Raw genomic sequence first — 19,139 nt, 5'->3', positions numbered from 1 at the left:
CTGCGATGAATATTGATATTACAGGACTTCCATCACCTTGTTATCTTGTTGACGAAAGACTTCTTGTCAAAAACCTTGAGGTTTTAAATTCCGTCCAAGAGCGGACAGGCTGCAGCATTTTGCTCGCTCTTAAGGGATTTTCGATGTTTTCGACCTTTCCTCTGGTTGGCAAATACTTAAAAGGCGTAACCTCCAGTTCGTTGTTCGAGGCACGACTTGGTCGCGAAAAAATGGACAAGGAGGTTCACGTATACGCACCTGCTTATGTTGACAGTGAATTTGATGAGCTATTGAAGTATGTTGACCATATTGTTTTCAACTCCTTTGATCAACTGAAACGCTACAAAAGCAGAGTGCAAGGCGTAACTTCCAAAAAAATCGACATCGGCATTCGGGTTAATCCGGAATATTCGGAAATCGAAACGCCGCTGTATGATCCTTGCTACAACAACTCCAGAATGGGTGTGACCCTGGCTAACTTTAGACCTCAGGATCTGGATGGCGTGGATGGTATTCATTTTCATACGATGTGTGAACAGAATTCAGATACGCTGGAGCGCACCATTAAAGTCGTGGATGAGAAATTCGGGCCATACATTAAGAATATGAAATGGCTCAATTTCGGCGGCGGTCACCATATTACCAGAGAAGACTATGATCTGGACACGCTGGTACGCTGTATTCAATATTTTCAGGATAAATATGGTGTGCAGGTTTATCTGGAGCCAGGCGAAGCTATTGCTTTGAATACTGGATATCTGGTGGCTACCGTATTGGATACGATGAAAAACGGAATGGATATTGCCATTCTGGATACTTCGGCTGAATGTCATATGCCTGATGTGCTGGCTATGCCATATCGTCCGAATATCATTGATGCAGGCCAGCCTGGTGAGTATGCTTACACCTACAGACTTGGTGGACTTACGTGCTTGGCTGGAGATGTGATTGGAGACTATTCCTTTAAAGAGCCATTGAAGCCGGGAGACAAGCTTGTATTCTGCGACATGGCCCATTACACGATGGTCAAAAACCACATGTTCAACGGAGTCAACCTGCCAGCCATCGCCAGCTACAACGACGAGGAAGGCATTAAGGTAATCCGTCAGTTCTCCTACGAGGACTTTAGCTCGCGTTTGTCGTAAGGCTTACACAGGGGTAAAAGAACTAAGTGCACCGAATAGAATGACTGAACTACAAAAGCCTAGCCCCTTAAAAAAGGGGCTAGGCTCTTGGTGTAGTTAGAGTTTTTTGATTTTTGTACGCGCCTTTTGTATGTATCCAACACAACAGCAGGCATTAAATAATGATTAACAATTTGGTAAGTTACATAAATTTAATTAGTCTACCTTACAACTTCAGAAGAGATTTTATAGTCAAATATATGTCCTCCAGGTTGAAGTCCTAACGCAGTGACGGTCAAGTAGTAGTCCTTACCTTTTTCAAGATCTGCGTTTAAAAAATATTGACCGTTTCTTGATCTTTTAATCTTTTGACCATTACTATCGTAAAGAGTTAGTTCCAACCAAGAATCAGGATAACTGTCGCCCTGAATAGTAAACTGAATTTCGTTTGATCTAGAGGCCATAATTTTATATACATCGTAGTTTTCAAAAGTTCCTTGTACTTTTTCCCCGAGGGTTCCAATGACAGCATCAGTTATAAAATAATAGTTAGCTTGTTCAAAACTATCATTTGGTTCCTGTTCATGATATTCAAGTAAGGAGGTGAGATTTGATTCCTTTGCTACTGGTACAGAATCTGCATCTTCAGCAAAAGCGGCACCTGCAGAAGTGCTTAGCAAAAGTGTAAGACCTAATGAAGCTAACAACGTTTTTTTCATGAATAAGATTCCTCTCTTTTTTAGGATTTATATTCATTTATATGAATATATTAGTAGACAACATGAACTATTGTATATTAGTTACCAGAAAATTGGAATAATAAAAGGGATATTTATCAATAAAATAAATATAATAGAATATTTTGTTGCAGAATTGCATTTCGCTTGTTTACAGGTTTTTTTCAGGACTTCTGTTTAAAGGTTAGGTTTCTTGGAGGAAAATAGATATGGTATACTCATTGGATTAGGAACAAACTTCGACATGAGTTGGGGAAATAAATTGTAACGATAGGCAGAGGTGAATTGCACATGTTCGATCCGACCGTTTTTGATAATTTAAAAGTGGCCATGGAAAATACAGTATACGATCTGGATAATTTGGATTCACGTATTGACATTACACAGCGGATTGACAGATTGGAAATGTCTGTGATGTCACGTGAATTTGCTGTCCAATTCAGACTGAGAGAACACCCGGGTGTGACAGCAGAGATTCAACTAAAGGCGGATTTAAACAACTTGGCTGCGGAAATTTTGGAAATCAAAGATCAAGTTCCGGGATGTGTCTTGTTGCTGAGTTTTTACATGGAAATTCGTGAGATTGAGTCACAATGCAGCCGGATTGAAAATATACTGGCCGAAATTTGGAAGCCCGATCTTCGACCAGTACAAACGCTTAGTCAGATTTACGGAGAGAAGACGTCTACATACCAAAACAGGATTGAACTCCGATTTTCCAGACAAATTAATGAAGATCAGATGGAAGACATTCCAGAGCTGTTGGAACACATATTGCTGACGCTTATGGAATTAAACAAGGTCTAAAGGGTTAGGGCCCTAATGTAAATGACATTAGTAGACCAACAAGTTAACGTTAGAGGAGTTGAAAGTATAAATGAATGAACTTGAATTCTCTCAAGTATATGCGATTATGGAGGCTTCTTTTCCTGAAACGGAATGCAGAACATCCGAGTCACAGAGGGCTCTGCTTCATCATCCATGTTATCGTTTACTTACCAAAAAGGACGAACAAGGGCAAATAATTGCTTTTTTGGCGGGATGGGAGTTTACAGATTTTCGGTTTGTAGAGCATATTGCCGTAGATTCGGCTATACGAGGTGGCGGGTTAGGTAAAGAGCTTATGAGCACGTTTATTTCACAGTCCCGTAAACCGGTAGTACTGGAGGTTGAGCCACCAGTGGATGAATGGACCCGGAGAAGAATTGGTTTTTATGAACGTTTGGGATTTCATCTGAACCATTTTGACTATGTACAGCCTCCTTTAAGAGAAGGACAGGCTGATCTGCGGCTTCAAATAATGAGCTATCCAGGTGCGCTGGCTGAACAGGATTTTGCTCCGTTTAAAGAGATTCTATATGCCGAGGTTTATGGCTTAAATAGGAGACTAGACACTTAGTTGTAATAGATAAAAGTAAAAGGCTCTGCTTACGCCGTATTTCTACGGGAGCAGAGCCTTTGTACTACTAGGCTAAAGGTGCTAGGTGCTTCATTATCATTCATGTTTTGTCCATACCATTACAAATTCTTTCTCGTCAGTTTCGGCATCAACAGATTCCGCTTGAATGGTAAATCCATTTTTAGTATAGAAGCTAAATGCTTTCGTGTTCGACTGGTATACCTTTAATTGAATCTCATTATGTTGCTTCTTCACCCAATCTAGTAGTAACTTGCCATAGCCTTTTCTTTGAGAACCAACACGTATAAACAGAGCCGCCAAGTATCCATCCAACATGGAAACAAAGCCGCCAATGCTATGATCATCTTGTATGATAACGTAGTTTTGAGCGAGGGGAAGGTACCTGTTTTCCATCTCGGTAACTTGTGATGCCCAATACTGCGGAGCAATAAAATGATGGGCTTCTATGGAAGCATCCAGCCAGATGGCTGTCAACTCGTTGAGCTCTTCCACATTTGCGGGTCTAATCGACATCGTATCTCCTCTTTCACAGTGCAGTATGTAATCTTATAGATGATGTTGAAATAAAAAAGACCGTCCGAGGACGGTCTTTCTACCCGTGGCGCTTAATTAAAGCTTTGATCCGTATCCCGCGCCTCCGTCAACTCTGTAAATTAGAGAATAACGGACCGGGTAAGGGATACGCTCAACATGCGATTATTGATGTTGACGCACCTCCTTTCCTGATGGACCCATTTTACCATATATGGATTGTGATATCCAGTGATTTTCTTATATTTGCGGAAATGATTCATAGAAAATACAAAATAAAAATGGCTTGATTTTATGTTCTATGGAAGATATAATCTTAATTACGGTGACTGAAAAACATCGGTGTGAGTACATAATATGCGGTCGTGGCGGAATTGGCAGACGCGCACGGTTCAGGTCCGTGTGGGCTAACCCCCGTGGAGGTTCGAGTCCTCTCGACCGCATCATAGCCTAACATTTACAGGTTCTTGGATTGGCTGGATGCCACCAAGAGCCTGTTTTTATATGGTTAAGATGCGTGTACCATTATAACTATTTTATTTATACTGAAATATATATTTAATATAGTCCTTTGCACTCTGATTAATGTCTTCGTCGCTTGCTTGAAACGAGGCTCCGAAGACAGCGAAATAGGGTAATGTTATCGCGCCAACATGCACTGCGCTTGCTTTAAAAGGTGCTATAACTTCATCTACAGTAAAAGAAACGGAACCAGTAGGTGAGTAATTTTCTTTTTTATCGCCAATGGACATGGCTATCCCTAGCTTCTTTCCTTTTAACTTATCACCTTGTGAACCATAAGCCCATCCATGAGTAAAAACATCATCCATCCATTTTTTTAATAAAGGCGGGTAACTATACCAATATAAAGGGAATTGAAATATGATATTACTATGTGCTTCAAGTAACTTTTGTTCTTTCAAAACATCAATGCTCCAGTTTGGGTACTCTTTATAAATTTCGTGAATTGTAATTTCATTGGTATATTGAAGTAATTCTCGTTTCCATCTGTTATTTACTCTAGAATCTTCGATATGGGGATGAGCTAAAATCACAAGAGTTTTCATCATAAATCACCTTTCTTACGTAACATATTTGCCTTTGTAGATGCTCTATTATTATTCTGTATGCTTCAAAAAAAGTAAATACACACAATAAAGTAAGATAGTTACTTGAAAGTGTGCATTGGACTTAGAGTGAAGATACGCAATTATAAAATTAATTAGATAAACTTTGTTATTTTTAGCGTTGAAGAGGTGGTACTATGAAACAATATAATTTAGGCATAGAAGCAACACTTGAGATCATCGGAGGTAAATGGAAATCATTAATCATTTGTTTATTAATGTCTGGTAGAAAAAGGACAAGTGAATTACAGCGTAGTATTCCGGGCATTTCTCAAAAGGTTCTTATACAGCAACTTCGCGAACTTGAAAAGGATGGTATCATAGGTAGACATGTGTATAATCAAATGCCTCCAAAAGTGGAGTATTATATAACGGAATATGGAATTACAGCAAATGAAATTATTGACTTAATGTGTTCTTGGGGAAGGGCTAATATCCAAATAAGACAACAGCAAGGAGAAGATGTGATGTTGTTAGAAAATGATTCAAAATGAATAGTGGAGTAAAAAAGCGTTGTAGACTATGATGTTTACGACGGTTTTCTTCGGCTGCCTTCAAGTGCTAGGTTATATGTTGAGCCGCAAGCTGATTTGCTATATAGTTATGACTGGACAACCATTACATCCATATTAAATGAATGCTAAAGTAGGGGGACCCTTGCAATGATTATTAAACCGAAAATTCGTGGTTTCATATGTACGACTGCACATCCTGCAGGATGCGCGGCTCATGTTAACCGTCAGATCAACTACATCAAAGATAGCACATCAATACAAGGAGCTAAAAAGGTACTTGTGATCGGAGCATCTACTGGATATGGGCTGGCTTCTCGTATTGCTGCGAGCTTCGGTCTGGGAGCGGACACCATAGGGGTATCCTATGAACGTCCCGCATCAGAGGGGCGCACGGCTTCAGCAGGCTGGTACAATACGGTAGCCTTTGAAAGAGCGGCCAGAGCAGCTGGCTACATAGCAGAAAGCATTAATGGAGATGCTTTTTCTCATGAAATTAAGCAGGAGACGTTGAAGCTGGTAAAGGAAAAGCTGGGCAAGGTAGACCTGATTGTGTATAGTGTCGCTTCACCGCGACGGACACATCCCGATACGGGTGAGACCTTTAATTCCGTTCTCAAGCCTATCGGACAGTCTTTTTCTAATAAAACAGTGAATACCAATACAGGTGTCGTATCAGAAATTACGCTAGAACCGGCTACGCAGGAGGAAATTGAGAACACCATCACGGTAATGGGTGGCGAAGATTGGTCCTTGTGGCTAAAAGCGTTGGAAGAAGCTGATCTGCTGGCTGAAGGAGTAACCACACTGGCTTACTCGTATATTGGTCCTGAAATTACGGAGGCTATCTATCGTAAAGGAACCATTGGCCAAGCTAAAAATGATTTGGAAGCTACAGCACATACTCTAACAAAGCAACTGGAACGTTATCATGGAAAAGCCTATGTTTCTGTGAATAAAGCTTTGGTTACACAATCCAGTTCGGCTATTCCAGTCGTGCCTTTGTATATTTCTTTGCTGTTTAAGGTCATGAAAGAAAAGGGACTGCACGAGGGATGTATTGAGCAGGCACAACGTCTGTTCGAGACGCTATACAGTGGGTCCACTGTGGAAACGGATGAAGAAGGACGCATCCGTCTGGATAACTGGGAAATGAGAGACGATGTGCAGCAGGCTGTCAAAGCAGCTTGGTCCGAAATCACTACAGAAAATGTATCTGAATTAGGCGATCTTGAACAATACCGTCTGGATTTCCTTCAATTATTTGGATTCGGGTTTGATGAAATTGATTATGAATTAGATGTTAATCCAGAGGTTGATACAACTTTATAAGTGAATATTTGTAAAACAAAAACGGGTACTCTCAAGCGATGCAATTGCTTAAGAGACCCGTTTTTTATGTATATTGGCAAAAAAAACAAGTTGCACTCGTTTCACTAACAGCATTTATCGAGAATTAGACGTGGAAAGTGACTTACGGTGCAGCAAGCGAAAAACGGCAATGGTAATGACAATCCCCGCAACGCCAAAGACTGCAACAGAAGTCAGTGCCCGATAAGCTTGCCAGCCGAACAAAAAAGCAATACCACTGCCAAACGTTGTACCTGCCAGTAACCCAAGTGCACAGGCAATATCCGTTCCAAATTTCATAAACATGTTCCTTTCGAATATATAAATTAAAAAGTAACTTGTACTTTTTCTCTGGACTTGGACACACACTTGTGCGTACAATTAAATAGTAATCGTTTTCAAACGGAATCTCTTAATCATTATGGATCATTCTTGTGCAAATTATTCCTTTTTCAGGAGGCTGATGAAATGAATATGAATGAGCAGATCAAGCTGTGGAACGAAGAGGCGCAGGCTAGTAACGCTGATCATCCTCACCGAAAGGTTGAATTGTTTATTGAGGTACGGGATGGAGCACTGGAGTCTGTTGTTCCTTATCTGAACCAACAGGATTATCGTCATGTAACTCTGGTAGAAGATGAGCATACTTCGGCGGCGGCTGGAACAAAAGTGGCTGAGCTGATTCGTGAGGCAGGTTTGACAGTTGATGTCGTCCGCTTACCTCCGAATGCTGTAGGGGATGTCATTGCTGATGAAACCTACATTATGAAAGTGCTGCTGGGTGTGGTGGATAAGAGTCAGGCTGTACTTGCTGTAGGTTCCGGCACGATTCATGATCTGGTTCGCTTCGTATGTTATAAAATGAATCGTCCGTTCTTGTCAGTACCGACGGCTGCTTCGGTGGATGGTTTTACCTCCGCAGGCGCACCACTAATTGTGGACGGCAGCAAGCAGACATTCCAAGCAGTTCCGCCAGAGGCGATCTTTGCTGATTTGTCCGTGCTGGCAAATGCGCCACAGACGATGACTGCGGCCGGTTTTGGCGATATGCTCGGTAAGTTCACCTCACTAGCGGACTGGCATGTTTCCAGAGATTTGGGAAACGAGCCATATTCACCTGTGGCTAATCGCATTACTGAGGAGGCTCTGCGTGACTGTGTAGAGCATGTCGACGAGATTGCGGCAGGCAGCAAGGCTGGTGTTGAGGTATTGATGAATGCGTTGATTGCATCCGGTATTTCGATGCTGATGATAGATCATTCTCGTCCAGCGTCAGGGGGAGAGCACCATATTTCCCACCGAATTGAAATGGATTTTATTTCAGAGGGACGCAAGCAAGTTTTGCATGGTGCCAAAGTAGGCGTAGCATCCGCATTGCTTTCTGACCTGTACAGGGATTTAGCAGCCAGTCAGGATGTAGAGGCTTTTAAGGTGTATCGGGCTTTGCCTACGTCGGAGCAGATGCGTGCATGGCTGTCTCAGGTTGGAGGCCCATCTACCATTGCCGAGCTGGGGGTTACGGAGGAACAACTTGCTCGTGCATTGCGCACGGCTCATACCTTGCGTGATCGCTATACTGGACTCAAGTATATGAATGAACATCAATTGCTTCGTTCGTAATGTGCAACATCTACACAAATTGTCCTTAGATATTCGGCCAGTTATGTGTGGCAAGGAAGGGATAAGTGAATGGGTTTACACCTCCGGCAGCAATACGACGATATCCTGCTCCTGTAACATTTGTATGTACAAATGAACGGTATGCTATAATCGTGGAATATGAACAGGTACACGATATTGCAAGTACGGAGGAAATTATGGCGCCCAAATATATACAAGTTAAACAAGAAATTTTGTCCTGGATTCATTCATCCAAACTGGAACCACAAAGCCAGCTTCCATCTGAGCATGAAATGTCTGAACAATTTGCCGTTAGTCGGCAAACGGTGCGTCAGGCGCTGGGTGAGCTGGTACAGGAAGGCTGGCTGTTTCGGATGCAGGGCAAGGGAACCTTTGTCGCGACACGGGACAGCAAGCAGCCCGAAGATCCAAAGACGATTGGAGTCGTTACAACCTATATATCGGATTATATTTTCCCATCCATTGTACAGGGAATTGAATCCAAATTGAGTCGCCGGGGATACAAGATGTTGCTGTCAAGCACAGGTAATGACCCTGAGCAAGAAAGTCAGTGCCTGGAAATGCTGTTAAGTCAACCGCTGAGCGGAATTATTATTGAACCGACTAAAAGTGGAGAGCGTAACCCCAATCTGAACTATTATTTAACCGTGGAAAATCGCCAAATCCCTTATTTGATGATCAATGCACGTTATGAGGAAATGGATGCGCCATGTCTGCGAGTAGATGATGAAAAGGGTGGTTTTTTGGCGGCCGAACATCTGATTAAGCTGGGACACCGACGCTTGGCCGGATTTTTCAAAACCGATGATATGCAAGGAATTCTTCGTATGAAAGGATTTGTGGCTGCTCACCGCAAATATGGAGTGACATTACACCCGAACGCAGTAACGACTTACCGGACAGAAGAAAAAAATGAGATTCCGCTACAACGTGCGTCGAGGCTGCTGGCGATGGAGGCGGGAGAGCGTCCTACTGGATGGGTGACCTATAATGATGAGTTGGCTGTTCGACTCCTTGATATTGTACGTTCGGCGGGCCTGAACATTCCCAATGATCTATCGCTGGTTGGGTTCGATGATTCATTTTTGGCGACAGCAACGGAAATCAAGCTAACGACAATTCGGCATCCAAAGGAAGAATTGGGGTTACGTGCTGCCGATACCATGCTGTCGATGATTGAAGAGAAGGGGTACCATGAAGAAGATCGTCAGTTAATTCTACCGCCTGAGCTCATCGTTCGTGAATCTACGGGGCCTGTCCAGGTAATGCCTGGAGAACACTAGGCAGGGAGATCAGTCTTAACATGTCAGGACAAGTTAGTAAGTGTACAGCTTCAACGTTTAATATTTGATGGGCATGTTACTCGCCATACCGAACAGTCTGTTTTCTGGATTGCAGAAATAGACTGTTTTTGCTATGTTTTTTCTGAAAATGAGTACATAAATCTATCGAAAAAATACATAAAAAAGACTAGCTAGGTTGTACGTACAAGCATATAATGAAAGCGAAACCAAGAATAAAGGGTCGTTACGACCTTCCTGTAATTTTCCATTTGAGGCTAGTTTCAGTTACCTCCTCCATTGCAGATTTCAGAAATGATAGTAAAAGGTGTGTTTTATACATATTAGAACAATTGAAAAAGGAAGTATGGGAGGCCAATTTGGCTCTTCCAAGGAGTGGCCTATGAAGAACTGAAAGCGGAGCAACTGGTTGTACTGATTCTACAAGGCGATATTGTCGAGGTTGACCTTCGGCCTTCGTCAGATACGCCTACACATCATCTGGCACTATACCGTTCTTTCGTTCGGAATCCAGAATTCACCTTAGTGGATCTGGCGCTGCTGGGTAAGCATTTTCTGCGCAAGCATGGGGCGAACGCTTATGATGGTCAACGATAAAGGAGGAGGCACACAAATGAGCAAGTATACAATTGGTGTCGATTATGGAACGGAGTCTGGCCGTGCGGTCATTGTTGACCTGTCTGACGGAGCTGAAATTGCTACACATGTAACACTTTACCGTCATGGAGTTATTGATGAAGTATTGCCTGGTAGCAGACGCAAGTTGGATATGGATTGGGCGCTGGAACATCCGGCTGATTATATTGAAGTGCTGACTATTTCTATACCTGCCGTTATGAAGGAGACTGGCATTTCTCCAGACGATATCATCGGGATCGGAATTGATTTTACAGCATGCACGATGCTGCCGATCGACGCGCAAGGACAACCGTTGTGCTTTGACGAGAACCTAAAAGATAACCCGCATAGTTGGGTGAAACTGTGGAAGCATCATGCAGCACAGGATGAAGCGGACCGTTTAAATGCCATTGCCTCGCAGCGAGGAGAGGCCTTTCTGCCCCGCTATGGAGGGAAAATTTCTTCCGAATGGATGATCGCAAAAATTTGGCAAATTCTGAACGAGGCACCGGACATTTATAATCAAACAGACCGCTTTGTAGAAGCGACCGACTGGGTAATTTCCCAGCTCAGCGGGGAACTGAAACGTAATCAGTGTACAGCTGGCTACAAGTCTATTTACCATCATCGCGATGGTTATCCGGATCGTGAATTTTTCAGAGCGCTCGATCCGCGTCTAGATAATTTGACGGATACGAAGCTGCGCGGTGAGATTTATGAATTGGGTGCCCGTGCGGGTGGATTAACAGAGGAGATGGCTGCAAAACTCGGACTGAACCCGGGAACGGCAGTAGCGGTAGGCAATGTGGATGCTCATGCGGCTGTTCCGGCAGTAGGCGTCGTCACACCAGGCAAGCTGGTGATGGCGATGGGAACTTCCATTTGCCATATGCTCCTCGGTGAGGAAGAAAAAGAAGTAGAAGGTATGTGTGGCGTTGTAGAGAACGGAATTATTCCGGGCTATTACGGGTATGAGGCTGGACAATCGGCGGTAGGAGACATTTTCGCATGGTTTGTGGAACATGCTGTTCCGGGCGAAGTGAAGGAGCAGGCAGCTGCGGAAGGTGTGAACGTCCATGTATGGCTGGAGCGTAAAGCGGCTGAATATAAACCGGGCGAAACCGGATTGCTGGCACTCGACTGGTGGAACGGTAACCGTTCTTTGTTGGTTGACACCAACCTGACGGGGCTGATTGTCGGATATACGTTGCTGACGAAGCCAGAGGAAGTGTATCGTACATTGCTGGAAGCAACTGCGTTCGGAACACGTAAAATTATCGATGCATTCCATCATAACGGCGTGCCAGTAGACGTATTGTATACGTGCGGTGGATTGCCGCAGAAAAATCGTCTTTTGATGCAAATTTATGCTGACGTAACCGGACGGGAAATTAAGGTCGCTGCTTCTACCCAAACTCCTGCGTTGGGTGCAGCCATGTTCGCAGCAGTGGCTGCGGGAGCTGAAGCTGGAGGGTACGACGATATCGTCGTAGCAGCGCGTCATATGGCGCGTGTACGGGACGAGAGCTTCAAGCCGATCCCTGAGAACGCGGCCGTGTATGATAAGCTGTACGAGGAATACAGCCGTCTTCACGACTACTTTGGACGTGGAGGCAATCCGATGATGAAAAAGCTAAAGTCCATCAAGGAAGAAGCTAAACGTTCAACTGAAACGGCAAGCATTCATTCTTAAAAAGCTGACAAAATATAAGCAAGAAGTATTTAAAGGTCTGTTATCTAAAAAGCACAGTGCGCCGAGGAATCGGCAGACTGTGCTTTTTTGCATTTTTATATTCTGTGAATTACATGATGTGAAAGTCTCAGCGGATGAAAGATGGTAATGCGTTCCTTTCAAAGACTTTCATGAAAATTACAACTATTTCTCTTTTACGGACATTTTTACTTTTTCAGCATGGCATCAGCAAACAAAATGGATTTTGGAATACGGAAAAACTGTTCCGCCTGATCCTGGAAGGTTTGCGAAGGAACGGTACCCTGATGCAACCATTTCCGAAATGTACCGGGGTGAACACCAATCCAATGACTCACATCGGTCACCGAAATATCATGTACCATGCATAGACCCGCCAAGATCCGATTTTTAACCGGAGAACGAGTCACAGTCCGTTTCATAAAACGGGACGGCGCTGGTTGACAGATGAGTGGTGAACGCCGGACAACCTCTTCATTAAATAGAATATGGTGCGGATAACCAAGTGTATTACACGTCTTTTCCAGATTAGTGTTGCCGGGAATGCGACCTTCATATACCCACGCACTGACACTACGGGAGGAAATGGAAAGCTCCTCGGCAAGTTGGGACAGTTTAATGTCATTAGCCATCAAAACGGCAAGCAAAACGCGATTGCGCACTTGACAGCGTGTTGGTTTACGAAAACGTTTGACACGCACACCTTTTCCCAAATATTTGCGATTGATCAGAGACCACGCCTGAATGGAATGTTTATCTTGTTGTTTAGGCATATACCCTCCGATTTTTTTTAACCACATACTACTATACCCGAAGGGGGGTTTGCAAGTGACTCCTCTCCTGATTTTCTTTTAATCCCATGGGCTTAACCGGTTTATGGAAAATAAGGTCCATTTGGCCTATAAAAATGGAAGTTTAAGGTGTCGATATATTAAAATGTGACATTATTAATGGAAATGGAGGTAATATGTTCTTCTCTTACGATTGTAAGGATTATAGTGACTAATAAAAATGTCATTACAATTAATCCTGCAGTACCTTCACTAGGTAAATATGGTTTAAGTGATAGGAACTATACTGCAAGAGCAACGAATTATGTATTTAAGGACGAAATTTTGAACAAGACTTTGGGTGAAGTAGGCACTGGAAAAACGGTTTACTTACCTACGCAGTATGAAATTAAGTGGTGGCACTCTAAAGCATATAAGACTTGGCAAATGATCAGAAACCATAAAATGGGCTCAGTAATAGAGGCTTTGCAGGAGAAGAGGTATAAATGAAAGTGAAGAAAACATTGTTAATTCTAAGCATTCCGTTGTTGTTGGCATTTGCAATCATAGCGTTCATTGCTTTACCTTGGCTTCTAATATTCATAGGGATTCAATTAGAACCCAATCCCTCACATCCTGAAATCGCATATGGGAAATTTCCATTTCGTTTGGAATATGAAATTAACGGGCAACGAAAGGTTATTCAAGATACTTTAATATGCGAATATGATGGCATTGGTTCAAATGAAGCTCGCGGCAAATATCGTAAGTGGAAGTAAAGTTTATCCAGTGGAGGTAGATTTCTATCTTTACTAAAAGTAAATGGTAGAATAGAAATATCCTATCATCCAGGGATTGCAGAGTACTATATGGGTGATTTGGATAGCACCGACGAGTATCAGCAAACCGTTGCTGACTCTATATTTATTGAACAAGAAGGCTTTATCATTAAAAAAGATGGAAGGACTATTAACACTCAATTTTCCAATTCAAATGAATTATTTGATAAGTACCGTATTAAACTGATAAGCTGGGACTCTACTCCACCAATCAAGGATAATTTTCCTGAAGCCAAATAATGAGGAAGATGAAAAATTCCTTTTTTCGAGAAGGGGCTTTATTAGACCACAAACGAAGACTATTCTCGCTTGTTCAGCAATAACCAGTTTTCAACGCGTGTATATTATGTCATTATCAAAGCTGCAAAGGACGACTATACGAGTAACTTAAAACAAAATTATAAAGCACTTGAAATTCTTTATGGTGATTTCAGGTGCTTTTTTACGCCCCCGTATAATTCTATAAGTCTAGTAACATAACTATGACATTTGGCGAGATATAACTTCTTCACTGGAGAAGGTATCCAATCCATTTCATTACTCGGGTGAGCTATGGGACAGTACCACAGAACTTCAATATTTGCGAGCCATGTACTAAAATCACTAAATTTATTATTTTTTTTGAAACATTACTGGTAAAATCTATTCGATTAATCCGGTGATACTAATACAAGACTCAGATCAACTCTCGTAAAGACTAATGGATATTGTTTTACTATATGGTTTTATATTGTAATTTTTATTCTTTTTATAAATAGTTTTTGGATAAGTTGTTGGCATAGTAGTTGCTTTATATTGTTAATAAAAGAATTGAATTGCACAGTTTGATTTTATTCAGGGAGAAAGAGTGGATATGAATATCGTATTGACTTAATCAATCCTTTTCAGAGGAACAGTCGGGAACAATTGCATTTGAAAAATGTGTCAACCGAAGGAGGTAGCGATGGCTGGGTTTTGAGATTTTAAAACCGACAAAAGTACCGAATCAATATGAGTTGTCTAACATTGGATGAAAATAACAACGGTAGGTAGGGTATGGATGCTAGAGTTTTTTTAATGATGTAGAGGCTGGAAATGCACAAGTATTGAAGTGGAATTTTGAATTATTTAACCACATAGGGAATCTTTATAAACCTAAATTTGGAAGTAGTGACCAAAATGCGGTTACAATTATTTCATGAGGAATTACAACAGCCAATCCATAAAGAGTATGAGGGTGTCATTATGAGTAAATATATTTGTGCAGTCTGTGGTTATAATGAGTTGAATTATCCTCAATGGGATAAACATGGTTTTCCAACTCACGAAATATGTAATTGTTGTGGATTTGAGTCTGGATTTGATGATGATGCAAAGGACATTCCAGAGTCAATCGAAGAATATAGGATTAGGTGGCTAAGTGAGGGGGCTAACTGGTTTAGCTCATCAAAGACCAAACCTTTGAATTGGAACTTGGCAATACAGCTAAAAAGAATCAATGTGGATATTTCTAAATAGTATTATTTGACCTAGAACCCACTGTAGTTTACGGCCTTGAGACGAGTAAATCCTCTCAAGGTCTTACTTTACTCCTACCCAGTGTCGAATGAATGGGGCGGCTAAGTCCAAACGAACTTAACCCTCATTTCTCCCGTATAATATTCCTCTAATATGCCTGTACACAATACCAGATAGTTTCGTGTTGTGGTCTTTTTTATTAAAACTTCTTGACTGATAATAAATCTATGATCCTGATCAATATGTTCCAATGCATTTTTAATACATTGACCCGAAGACAGGTAGAACCACATTGGATTACTATTATTTCGAATGAATAGGATGATGAATTTGAAAATAAATTTTAAACAGCCTTATGGTGTGATTAAGCATAATATGTCAACAGAGAACATTGCTGACTTGATAAGCTTATTTATTGAAAATGATTCAATTGTATTATTTTCCTTTTACGAAAGGAATATGGATTTATTTGATGTAAATACACAGGAATTCATCTTAGAGAGGTGTGTTTTTGTGAATTCTGAGTGGATATTGCCATGGGGGGAATCTATACCTCATTGGGATGAACCGAATCAGACACCGCCGAAAATAATGTGGTTTTCGGCGGTGAAAAAAGAAGAAATTATTAAAGCAATTGAAATTGATAATTTATTTAGATGTATTGTCATTAAGGAGGGTTCAGATTTTAAACAACATTTCAATGTTTTATTCCATCAGGAATATTATTCGTCTATTGATGAGGAAGACTACGAATATTATTTAGGATTTACAAATAAGGATTTGTTTCTTGCTAATTATCTGGATGAAGTTAAAAAGAGGTTCGAGGTATCATTAATAGAATAGGCAAATGGAAAGATCTTGGGGGCGGCAATCCTCAAGGTCTTTCTTTACATCAACACCTAGTATTAAGTAAATGGGTTGAATGATACTCCTTTATGACAATCCCATAGTCTATTAGAAACCCAAAATCTTCAGATACCACTGTATCTTGCTCCAAATACCTTCTCTTCATTTTCTTCTGGTAGGTTCTAGTTCCATCAAAAGAATCTACTAATCGGTGTACTCTTATTAACTCCGGCCAATTTATTCACAAATTTGTAACCTTCTCTGGTAGGGGGGTTGCGAGATTGTTTTCAAATTGTTTTACTATATTTACCTACTATAGTCTGGTAATCTATTAATATATATAGGGGGAACGAAAAGACGTCAGGTTCAGTCGGTTCATACGCGTTTATGTTCTATATGTTGAGTGAATGTCTATATTGCCATGTCTATATCGTCATGTCTGTATAACTTCATAGACAAGCTAGAGATAGCTCCCGCACATTATAAAATACAGCACAGGATGGTGTAATGAATGAAGCTTTTAAATGCAAAATGGATGGCTGTATGCTTGATGGCAATCTGTTGTTTGGGTTTGCTAGGTATACATACGAATACGGCGAGTGCACAAGCGAAGGCTCCTTTGCTGGGGGTCAATGATGTGTTGCTAGATTCGAATACCATTCAGCCCGTAATGAAAAATGATAAGTTGTATGTTCCTATCGTTACATTAGGGCAAAAGATGGGGATTTCTACTTCGGCCAACGGCAACACATTGGTACTGACTGGACATAATCGCAGCTTTACGCTGGATTTGAACAAGGGGGATGTGTTCGAGCGTGGAGATCGTACAATGGTGCCAATTCGCACTTTGACCGATGCGTTCGGCTTCACTATTACGCTTCCAACAAGTAATCTATATCGAATTCAGAACGCAAATGCTAGTTTGTCTGATGCTCAGTTTTTGAATACATTCGCAACAGAAATTAAACAGTATGCAGCTGTCAAACCGGGCAAAGCCAGCAATTCAGGCAACAAGGGAACTGCCTCATCATCCAGCCGTACGATTTATTTGAGCTTCGATGATGGTCCTACGGCGCATACGTCGCAGCTGCTGGATATTTTAGATAAATATAATGCGAAGGCTACTTTCTTCATGCTGGGACCTGAAATTCGTCAACATAGCGCAGTGATGAAAAGAATGGTAGAGGCGGGTCATGGTTTGGGCCTGCATGGGATGACGCATCAGGTGAAGAAAATCTATGCATCCCCGGCAGCAGCATTGGCAGAGATGAATCAGGATAATGAAATTTTATTTAAGGCTACAGGAAAACGCACTTCTTTGATTCGTACACCTTATGGCAGCAAACCGTATTTGAAGAAAGCATATCGTGATCAACTGACGGGTGCAGGTTATCATATTTGGGACTGGAATATCGATTCCAATGATTGGCGTTATACTAAAAATCCAGAGCATTTTGTACAGACTGTCCTAAGTGATATTAGAAGATTGAAAAAGCAAGGCAGAACACCAGTCGTTCTTATGCATGATAAGCCATCTACGATCAAGGTTCTTCCACAAATCATGGCCGCTTTGCAGAAAGAAGGATATTCGTTCGAGCCGTTGAATGATAACCTGACTCCGCTTAATTTTTGGAATGATCATCGTTAATTGAATAGCATGAAAGAAAAGGCACCTTTTCAACCATTATATAGTGGTTGAAAAGGTGTCTTTTTGTTGTATTCGCTCGGAATTGTGAAGTTTGCAGCATGCTTTATATGAATCTATGAATTCATGTCTATGCACAGGTCATATGACTTTACGGGTTACCACGTCGCTGCATATATTACAGTAACCGCCCCGAGAGGAGGAGAGGTATGAATATTAATCCGAGTATGTTTAGTATGATTTGCGCTACCGCAGGAGCCCTTATTACGTTTGCCTTTGGCGGCTGGAATCAGCTAATGGTGCTATTCACGGTTGCAATGGCTGTTGATTATGTGACTGGAGTCGCCGCAGCAATTAAGACTGGGCAAGGTTTAAGCAGTAAAGCCGGCTTTTGGGGGCTGGCTAGAAAGGCTTTAATGCTAATGGTAATTTCTTTGGCGCATCACGTGGATCTCCTGATGGGTACCGAAATCATGAAAGGGGCGACAACGTATTTTTATTTATCCAATGAATTGATCTCTATTACGGAAAACTGTTCACGAATGGGTCTGCCGCTCCCACCGAAGCTCAAGAATTTTTTTGCCCTATTAAAGGACAAGGAGTCTGATGGTAAAAATGGCGGAAAAGATCGCTAGAATTACAAAGTTTCTTTCCGTATGTGGGGCGTTATGATAAAATTTTCAAGAGAACATTTTAAGATAAGGAGCCTATACGCATGATTAAACATATTGTTTTGTTCAAATTGAAAGACCGCTCCCCCGAAAGCATTGAGCACACGGCATCCATTTTGCGCAGCATGAACGGCAAAATCAAAGAGCTGCTGTCACTCGAAGTAGGTACGGATGTGATTCGTTCGGAACGTTCTTATGATATTTCCCTTACCGCTGTTGTCGAAACACTGGAGGATTTGCAAACGTATCAGGTACATCCTGTGCACCAGGAAATTATTGTACACATGAATGAAGTAAAGGATGTATCTATCGCAGTTGATTATGAAATCTAAAGCGATTACTGGAGGTGTAGGACCTTGTATTATGTCAACCGGGAACAAATTGAGCTTCGACTAGGGGCTGTTCCCGACATTGTCGCCGGACTTCGCCAGACTTCTGCTGCCTGGAACGGCGATCTGTTGCAGGGGCTAGTGCAGGAGCGCTGCCTTCATCTGGCAATTGAGACGGTAACGGACGTAGGAAGCTATATCATCGACGGATTTATTATGCGTGACGCTAGTAGCTATGAGGATATTATCGGTATCATTCATGAGGAGGGTGTACTGGATGATACCGTATTTCATTCGCTAGTAGAGCTGGTAGGCTTACGTAAACCCCTAGTACAGGAGTACTTCCATTGGGACCGGACAAGCCTTCACCCGCTTACACCAAAGCTGCCTGGGTTGCTGGAGCTTTTTGCATCTAACGTGCATGATTATTTAAATAAGGAATTGGGTCCCCAGCCCGAGGGAGTGTAAAG

22 protein-coding genes, 1 tRNA gene and 1 pseudogene are annotated in these 19,139 nt (G+C 41.8%); 19 read left to right on the top strand and 5 right to left on the bottom strand.

Annotated features, from left to right (window positions below):
* The first annotated feature begins 5 nt into the window (after positions 1-5).
* On the top strand, positions 6-1,145 hold the full coding sequence (gene nspC, locus NSS66_RS02765; RefSeq protein ID WP_340958422.1) for a carboxynorspermidine decarboxylase: 1,140 nt from the start codon (positions 6-8) through the stop codon (positions 1,143-1,145).
* A 200-nt stretch (positions 1,146-1,345) separates the two neighbouring features.
* On the opposite strand, the gene NSS66_RS02760 is transcribed toward nspC, so the two are convergent.
* A complete protein-coding gene (locus NSS66_RS02760; protein WP_340958420.1) occupies positions 1,346-1,843 on the bottom strand; it encodes a hypothetical protein in 498 nt (165 codons plus the stop codon).
* 309 nt (positions 1,844-2,152) lie between these two features.
* On the opposite strand from NSS66_RS02760, the gene NSS66_RS02755 reads away from it, so the two are divergent.
* Positions 2,153-2,668, top strand: coding sequence for a hypothetical protein (locus tag NSS66_RS02755; protein WP_340958419.1), 516 nt, complete (start codon positions 2,153-2,155; stop codon positions 2,666-2,668).
* 70 nt (positions 2,669-2,738) lie between these two features.
* Entirely contained in the window at positions 2,739-3,260 is a 522-nt protein-coding gene (locus NSS66_RS02750; protein WP_340958417.1) for a GNAT family N-acetyltransferase, read from the top strand.
* 96 nt (positions 3,261-3,356) lie between these two features.
* Here NSS66_RS02750 and NSS66_RS02745 read toward each other — a convergent pair whose 3' ends face one another.
* Positions 3,357-3,794: an N-acetyltransferase gene (locus tag NSS66_RS02745; RefSeq protein ID WP_340958415.1), complete on the bottom strand. Its 438-nt coding sequence runs from the start codon at positions 3,792-3,794 to the stop codon at positions 3,357-3,359.
* A gap of 377 nt (positions 3,795-4,171) precedes the next feature.
* Between NSS66_RS02745 and NSS66_RS02740 the strand changes: the two genes are divergently transcribed.
* A tRNA-Leu gene (locus NSS66_RS02740) sits at positions 4,172-4,255 on the top strand.
* 93 nt (positions 4,256-4,348) lie between these two features.
* On the opposite strand, the gene NSS66_RS02735 is transcribed toward NSS66_RS02740, so the two are convergent.
* Complete coding sequence (locus NSS66_RS02735; RefSeq protein ID WP_053325138.1) at positions 4,349-4,879, bottom strand: NAD(P)H-dependent oxidoreductase; 531 nt, start codon at positions 4,877-4,879, stop codon at positions 4,349-4,351.
* 197 nt (positions 4,880-5,076) lie between these two features.
* Here NSS66_RS02735 and NSS66_RS02730 point away from each other — a divergent pair, with 197 nt between their 5' ends.
* Both NSS66_RS02730 and fabV read left to right on the top strand, forming a co-directional pair.
* Positions 5,077-5,433, top strand: a complete 357-nt coding sequence (locus NSS66_RS02730; protein ID WP_023987974.1) for a winged helix-turn-helix transcriptional regulator — start codon at positions 5,077-5,079, stop codon at positions 5,431-5,433.
* A gap of 168 nt (positions 5,434-5,601) precedes the next feature.
* Positions 5,602-6,783, top strand: a complete 1,182-nt coding sequence (gene fabV, locus NSS66_RS02725) for an enoyl-ACP reductase FabV (RefSeq protein ID WP_023987975.1) — start codon at positions 5,602-5,604, stop codon at positions 6,781-6,783.
* Positions 6,784-6,897: 114 nt separating this feature from the next.
* On the opposite strand, the gene NSS66_RS02720 is transcribed toward fabV, so the two are convergent.
* A complete protein-coding gene (locus NSS66_RS02720; RefSeq protein ID WP_023987976.1) occupies positions 6,898-7,101 on the bottom strand; it encodes a hypothetical protein in 204 nt (67 codons plus the stop codon).
* A gap of 168 nt (positions 7,102-7,269) precedes the next feature.
* Between NSS66_RS02720 and NSS66_RS02715 the strand changes: the two genes are divergently transcribed.
* The 4 genes and pseudogenes from NSS66_RS02715 to NSS66_RS02700 all read left to right on the top strand — a co-directional run bounded on the left by NSS66_RS02715 (position 7,270) and on the right by NSS66_RS02700 (position 12,054).
* Positions 7,270-8,421 carry a sn-glycerol-1-phosphate dehydrogenase gene (locus NSS66_RS02715; protein WP_340958412.1) on the top strand — a complete coding sequence of 384 codons (1,152 nt, stop codon included), beginning with the start codon at positions 7,270-7,272 and terminating at the stop codon, positions 8,419-8,421.
* A gap of 197 nt (positions 8,422-8,618) precedes the next feature.
* Entirely contained in the window at positions 8,619-9,725 is a 1,107-nt protein-coding gene (locus tag NSS66_RS02710; RefSeq protein WP_340958591.1) for a GntR family transcriptional regulator, read from the top strand.
* A gap of 338 nt (positions 9,726-10,063) precedes the next feature.
* Positions 10,064-10,244, top strand: a pseudogene (locus NSS66_RS02705) (class II aldolase/adducin family protein); the annotation flags it as partial.
* Positions 10,245-10,356: 112 nt separating this feature from the next.
* Positions 10,357-12,054, top strand: a complete 1,698-nt coding sequence (locus NSS66_RS02700) for a ribulokinase (protein WP_053325142.1) — start codon at positions 10,357-10,359, stop codon at positions 12,052-12,054.
* 206 nt (positions 12,055-12,260) lie between these two features.
* Here NSS66_RS02700 and NSS66_RS02695 read toward each other — a convergent pair whose 3' ends face one another.
* Positions 12,261-12,845, bottom strand: a complete 585-nt coding sequence (locus NSS66_RS02695) for a helix-turn-helix domain-containing protein (RefSeq protein WP_007429779.1) — start codon at positions 12,843-12,845, stop codon at positions 12,261-12,263.
* Positions 12,846-13,022: 177 nt separating this feature from the next.
* On the opposite strand from NSS66_RS02695, the gene NSS66_RS02690 reads away from it, so the two are divergent.
* The 9 genes from NSS66_RS02690 to NSS66_RS02650 all read left to right on the top strand — a co-directional run bounded on the left by NSS66_RS02690 (position 13,023) and on the right by NSS66_RS02650 (position 19,137).
* Positions 13,023-13,352 (top strand): hypothetical protein, encoded by a 330-nt coding sequence (locus NSS66_RS02690; protein ID WP_340958409.1) that lies wholly within the window; start codon positions 13,023-13,025, stop codon positions 13,350-13,352.
* Positions 13,349-13,621 carry a hypothetical protein gene (locus tag NSS66_RS02685; RefSeq protein WP_340958408.1) on the top strand — a complete coding sequence of 91 codons (273 nt, stop codon included), beginning with the start codon at positions 13,349-13,351 and terminating at the stop codon, positions 13,619-13,621. Before NSS66_RS02690 ends, NSS66_RS02685 begins: the two co-directional genes overlap by 4 nt.
* 90 nt (positions 13,622-13,711) lie before the next feature.
* A complete protein-coding gene (locus tag NSS66_RS02680; protein ID WP_340958406.1) occupies positions 13,712-13,921 on the top strand; it encodes a hypothetical protein in 210 nt (69 codons plus the stop codon).
* Positions 13,922-14,905: 984 nt separating this feature from the next.
* The gene (locus NSS66_RS02675; RefSeq protein ID WP_028542847.1) at positions 14,906-15,178 is read left to right on the top strand and encodes a hypothetical protein; all 273 of its coding nucleotides are present in this window, start codon (positions 14,906-14,908) and stop codon (positions 15,176-15,178) included.
* 324 nt (positions 15,179-15,502) lie between these two features.
* Positions 15,503-16,021: a hypothetical protein gene (locus tag NSS66_RS02670; protein WP_340958590.1), complete on the top strand. Its 519-nt coding sequence runs from the start codon at positions 15,503-15,505 to the stop codon at positions 16,019-16,021.
* Between the two features lie 514 nt (positions 16,022-16,535).
* Positions 16,536-17,672 (top strand): polysaccharide deacetylase, encoded by a 1,137-nt coding sequence (locus NSS66_RS02665; RefSeq protein WP_023987984.1) that lies wholly within the window; start codon positions 16,536-16,538, stop codon positions 17,670-17,672.
* 206 nt (positions 17,673-17,878) lie between these two features.
* Positions 17,879-18,304: a phage holin family protein gene (locus NSS66_RS02660; protein WP_023987985.1), complete on the top strand. Its 426-nt coding sequence runs from the start codon at positions 17,879-17,881 to the stop codon at positions 18,302-18,304.
* An 80-nt stretch (positions 18,305-18,384) separates the two neighbouring features.
* Positions 18,385-18,672, top strand: a complete 288-nt coding sequence (locus tag NSS66_RS02655; RefSeq protein ID WP_013309679.1) for a Dabb family protein — start codon at positions 18,385-18,387, stop codon at positions 18,670-18,672.
* Positions 18,673-18,696: 24 nt separating this feature from the next.
* Positions 18,697-19,137: a DUF86 domain-containing protein gene (locus NSS66_RS02650; RefSeq protein WP_023987986.1), complete on the top strand. Its 441-nt coding sequence runs from the start codon at positions 18,697-18,699 to the stop codon at positions 19,135-19,137.
* Positions 19,138-19,139 lie beyond the last annotated feature (2 nt).

This window comes from Paenibacillus sp. FSL R10-2748 (assembly GCF_038005565.1).
Taxonomy (GTDB): Bacteria; Bacillota; Bacilli; order Paenibacillales; family Paenibacillaceae; genus Paenibacillus; species Paenibacillus polymyxa_B.
The sequence above is the reverse complement of the archived record's forward strand: the minus strand, read 5'-3'. Positions and strand labels throughout refer to the sequence as shown.

Excerpts from the sequence above, each read along its gene's own strand:
- nspC (WP_340958422.1), top strand. The coding sequence starts at position 6 with ATGAATATTGATATTACAGGACTTCCATCACCTTGTTATCTTGTTGAC.
- NSS66_RS02760 (WP_340958420.1), bottom strand. The coding sequence starts at position 1,843 with ATGAAAAAAACGTTGTTAGCTTCATTAGGTCTTACACTTTTGCTAAGC.
- NSS66_RS02755 (WP_340958419.1), top strand. The coding sequence starts at position 2,153 with ATGTTCGATCCGACCGTTTTTGATAATTTAAAAGTGGCCATGGAAAAT.
- NSS66_RS02750 (WP_340958417.1), top strand. The coding sequence starts at position 2,739 with ATGAATGAACTTGAATTCTCTCAAGTATATGCGATTATGGAGGCTTCT.
- NSS66_RS02745 (WP_340958415.1), bottom strand. The coding sequence starts at position 3,794 with ATGTCGATTAGACCCGCAAATGTGGAAGAGCTCAACGAGTTGACAGCC.
- NSS66_RS02735 (WP_053325138.1), bottom strand. The coding sequence starts at position 4,879 with ATGAAAACTCTTGTGATTTTAGCTCATCCCCATATCGAAGATTCTAGA.
- NSS66_RS02730 (WP_023987974.1), top strand. The coding sequence starts at position 5,077 with ATGAAACAATATAATTTAGGCATAGAAGCAACACTTGAGATCATCGGA.
- fabV (WP_023987975.1), top strand. The coding sequence starts at position 5,602 with ATGATTATTAAACCGAAAATTCGTGGTTTCATATGTACGACTGCACAT.
- NSS66_RS02720 (WP_023987976.1), bottom strand. The coding sequence starts at position 7,101 with ATGAAATTTGGAACGGATATTGCCTGTGCACTTGGGTTACTGGCAGGT.
- NSS66_RS02715 (WP_340958412.1), top strand. The coding sequence starts at position 7,270 with ATGAATATGAATGAGCAGATCAAGCTGTGGAACGAAGAGGCGCAGGCT.
- NSS66_RS02710 (WP_340958591.1), top strand. The coding sequence starts at position 8,619 with ATGGCGCCCAAATATATACAAGTTAAACAAGAAATTTTGTCCTGGATT.
- NSS66_RS02700 (WP_053325142.1), top strand. The coding sequence starts at position 10,357 with ATGAGCAAGTATACAATTGGTGTCGATTATGGAACGGAGTCTGGCCGT.
- NSS66_RS02695 (WP_007429779.1), bottom strand. The coding sequence starts at position 12,845 with ATGCCTAAACAACAAGATAAACATTCCATTCAGGCGTGGTCTCTGATC.
- NSS66_RS02690 (WP_340958409.1), top strand. The coding sequence starts at position 13,023 with ATGGAAATGGAGGTAATATGTTCTTCTCTTACGATTGTAAGGATTATA.
- NSS66_RS02685 (WP_340958408.1), top strand. The coding sequence starts at position 13,349 with ATGAAAGTGAAGAAAACATTGTTAATTCTAAGCATTCCGTTGTTGTTG.
- NSS66_RS02680 (WP_340958406.1), top strand. The coding sequence starts at position 13,712 with ATGGGTGATTTGGATAGCACCGACGAGTATCAGCAAACCGTTGCTGAC.
- NSS66_RS02675 (WP_028542847.1), top strand. The coding sequence starts at position 14,906 with ATGAGTAAATATATTTGTGCAGTCTGTGGTTATAATGAGTTGAATTAT.
- NSS66_RS02670 (WP_340958590.1), top strand. The coding sequence starts at position 15,503 with ATGAATTTGAAAATAAATTTTAAACAGCCTTATGGTGTGATTAAGCAT.
- NSS66_RS02665 (WP_023987984.1), top strand. The coding sequence starts at position 16,536 with ATGAAGCTTTTAAATGCAAAATGGATGGCTGTATGCTTGATGGCAATC.
- NSS66_RS02660 (WP_023987985.1), top strand. The coding sequence starts at position 17,879 with ATGAATATTAATCCGAGTATGTTTAGTATGATTTGCGCTACCGCAGGA.
- NSS66_RS02655 (WP_013309679.1), top strand. The coding sequence starts at position 18,385 with ATGATTAAACATATTGTTTTGTTCAAATTGAAAGACCGCTCCCCCGAA.